A 3,330-nucleotide genomic window follows, 5' to 3' on the forward strand; every position below is an offset into this window, starting at 1 on the left:
CAAGTATTCTCATCTAGGCATCCAACTGGATTCAAAATTTCTGGGTTGAGGTTACGTTCCGCTCCGATCGCAAGTCAATTTAGCTATAGAATCCGGCCGCTCGATCTATGCCATCGGCGTCAACCCGACCGCATCGGTCTACGCCGGCATCGATGTCGGCCGGACAAAATTCATCGTCTTCTGCATTTCCGGCATGATCGGCGGGCTCGCCGGCTATCTGTGGATCTCGCGCTATGTGATCGCTTCGGTCGAGGTCGCCAACGGCTATGAGCTCAACATCATCGCCGCCTGCGTCATCGGCGGCATCTCGATCGCCGGCGGCATCGGCTCGGTCGGCGGCGCGGTGCTCGGCGCGCTGTTTCTCGGCATCATCTCCAACGCGCTGCCGGTCATCAACATCTCGCCCTTCTGGCAGATGGCGATATCGGGCAGCGCCATCATCCTGGCCGTGGTGCTGAATGCGCGCGGTGAGCGCCGGCAGGGCCGGATCATCCTCAGAAAGGCGGAAGCGGCATGACCGACGCCCCTCACCCGCGCCACATCCCCGACCGGCTCGACAAGCCGCTCTCGTCCGCGATCTTTTCCTGGGAGGCGCTGCTCGTCGTCATCGCGGTTCTCATCTTCACGGTCAACAGCTTCGCCTCGCCCTATTTCCTCGACCCGTGGTCGCTGTCGGACCTGACCTTCAACTTCACCGAAAAGGCGCTGATCGCGCTCGCCATGGCGCTGTTGATCATTTCCGGCGAGATCGACCTGTCGGTCGCGGCGATCGTGGCGCTCGCCTCGACGATGATGGGGATGGCGGTGCAGGCCGGCGCCGGAACGCCGGTGCTGGTGGCCATCGGCATCGTTGTCGGGCTCGGCTGCGGCGCCTTCAACGGGCTGCTGGTCACGCGGCTAGGCCTGCCTTCCATCGTCGTCACCATCGGCACGATGAGCCTGTTCCGCGGCATCGCCTTCATCATCCTCGGCGACCAGGCCTACAAGGGCTATCCGGAGAGCTTCGCCTTCTTCGGCCAGGGCTATGTCTGGTGGGTTTTCTCGTTCGAACTGGCGCTGTTCCTCGTCGCCGCGCTCATCTACTGGTTCGTGCTGCATCGCACGAGCTTCGGCCGCCGCGTCTTTGCCATCGGCAACAATCCGGTCGCCTGCCAGTTCTCCGGCGTGCGCGTCGACCGCATCAAGTTCATCTTGTTTTGCCTGACCGGGCTGATGTCCGGCATCGCCTCGGTGCTGATCACCTCGCGGCTCGGCTCGACAAGGCCGTCGATCGCGCAAGGCTATGAACTGGAAGCGATCACCATGGTGGTGCTGGGCGGCGTCTCGATCCTCGGCGGCGCCGGCAGCATCCTGGGCGTCGTGCTCGCCGCCTTCATCATGGGGCTGGTGACTTTTGGGCTCGGGCTGCTCAACGTGCCGGGCATCGTCATGTCGATCTTCATCGGCCTCTTGCTGATCATCGTCATTGCGCTGCCCATCGTCTGGCGGCGCCTGCGCGAGGGACGCTTCGCGTGATGGAAAAATACGCCTTCAAGATGAAGCTCAATCCCGGCATGAAGGCCGAGTACAAGCACCGCCACGACGAGATCTGGCCTGAGCTGGTGGCGCTTTTGAAGCAGGCCGGTGTCTCCGATTACTCGATCCATCTCGACGAGGAAACCAACATCCTGTTCGGAGTGCTGTGGCGCAGCGATAGCCACGGCATGGCCGAGCTACCCAGCCATCCGGTGATGCAGCGCTGGTGGGCGCACATGGCCGATGTGATGGAAACCAGGGCCGATAACGAGCCGGTGGCGGTGCCGCTGGAAACCGTGTTCCATATGGCATGATCCGCCACGTCGCCGTCATCGATATCGGCAAGACCAACGCCAAGGTGGCGCTGGTCGATCTCGCGACCCTGCGCGAGACGGCGCTGCGCCGCAGCGCCAACGCGCCCCTCACTGACGGCCCCTACCCGCATCACGACATCGAGTGGCTGTCGACGTTCATCCTCGATAGCCTCGCCGAACTCCACCGCGAGCAGCGCATCGACGCCATCTCGATCACCACCCATGGCGCGACGGCGGTGCTGGTCGACGCCGACGGAGGCCTGGCGCTGCCGGTGCTCGACTATGAATTTTCGGGACCAGACGACTTCGCCGAGGACTATGACCTCATCCGTCCGCCCTTTGTCGAGACAGGCACGCCGCGCCTGCCGGCCGGCCTGAACATCGGCGCGCAGCTCCTTTGGCAGCAGAGGCGTTTTCCAGCAGAATTTTCCAAGGCGGCCGCGATCCTGATGTACCCGCAATACTGGGCGCAGCGGCTGACTGGCGTGACTGCCAATGAGGTGACATCACTCGGCTGCCACACCGACCTCTGGAACCCGTGGAAGTCCGACTACTCGACGCTGGTGGACAAGATGGGCTGGCGCCGGCTGCTGGCGCCGGTGCGGCCGGCGAAGGACCGGCTCGGCCCGATCCTGCCCGCACTCGCTCAGCAGACCGGGCTCGACCCGCAAACGCCGGTGTACTGCGGGCTGCACGATTCCAACGCCTCGCTGCTGCCGCATCTCTTGTCCGACCGGCCGCCCTTCTCTGTCGTCTCGACCGGCACCTGGGTGGTTTCGATGGCGGTCGGCGGCGGCAAGGTCGAGCTCGATCCGGCCCGAGACACGCTGGTCAACGTCAACGCGCTCGGCGATCCCGTGCCTTCGGCTCGCTTCATGGGCGGGCGCGAGTTCTCGCTGCTGACCGACGGTCAGTCGCAGGACTGGAGCGAGGACGATATCGCCGCCGTGCTGGCGGGCAGGACGCTGCTTCTGCCCTCGACCCAGCAGGGATCGGGGCCGTTCCCGCTGCGGCAAGCGCAATGGCTCAATGCCGACGGAACGAGCGGCGGCGAGCGCTTCGTCGCCATCTCCTTCTATCTGGCGCTGATGACCGCGGCCTGCCTCGAGCTGATCGGTGGCGACGGGCCGACAACCGTGGAAGGACCCTTTGCCCGCAACCGCCTCTTTACCGGCATGCTGGCGGCCGCGACGGGGCGCACGGTCATCGCCTCCGAGGCCGCCACCGGCACCAGCATCGGCGCAGCACTTCTGGCATCCAAAGAGACGCCCGCGCACAGCAAGGTCGAGACAATAGAACCGCAAACTGATCCCATCTGGGCGGCCTATGTCACCGGGTGGCGTGGGGCGGTCGAAGCGCGGGACTGATCAGGTCACGAATAGTAGGAATAAGTACGAAGAATACAAAATCGCCATATTAATGGCGTAAAAAGCATACCGGATCGGAAAATACACTTTGCTTATTGACGAAAATGCTAAAAATATAATGGCAACCAAAAAGG

General features: G+C 63.5%; 3 protein-coding genes and 1 pseudogene. All 4 read left to right on the forward strand.

The window, feature by feature from the left end; genetic code table 11:
• Positions 1-94: 94 nt before the first annotated feature.
• Positions 95-517: pseudogene (locus EN781_RS29145) on the forward strand (ABC transporter permease); the annotation flags it as partial.
• The gene (locus EN781_RS29150; protein WP_126056561.1) at positions 514-1,515 is read left to right on the forward strand and encodes an ABC transporter permease; all 1,002 of its coding nucleotides are present in this window, start codon (positions 514-516) and stop codon (positions 1,513-1,515) included. The pseudogene EN781_RS29145 and the gene EN781_RS29150, both read left to right, overlap by 4 nt.
• Positions 1,515-1,829 carry an L-rhamnose mutarotase gene (gene rhaM / locus EN781_RS29155; RefSeq protein WP_189347918.1) on the forward strand — a complete coding sequence of 105 codons (315 nt, stop codon included), beginning with the start codon at positions 1,515-1,517 and terminating at the stop codon, positions 1,827-1,829. The genes EN781_RS29150 and rhaM overlap by 1 nt, the downstream gene beginning before the upstream one ends.
• Positions 1,826-3,196 (forward strand): FGGY-family carbohydrate kinase, encoded by a 1,371-nt coding sequence (locus EN781_RS29160; protein ID WP_126056563.1) that lies wholly within the window; start codon positions 1,826-1,828, stop codon positions 3,194-3,196. The genes rhaM and EN781_RS29160 overlap by 4 nt, the downstream gene beginning before the upstream one ends.
• Positions 3,197-3,330 lie beyond the last annotated feature (134 nt).

This window comes from Mesorhizobium sp. M4A.F.Ca.ET.090.04.2.1 (assembly GCF_003999085.1).
GTDB lineage: Bacteria > Pseudomonadota > Alphaproteobacteria > Rhizobiales > Rhizobiaceae > Mesorhizobium.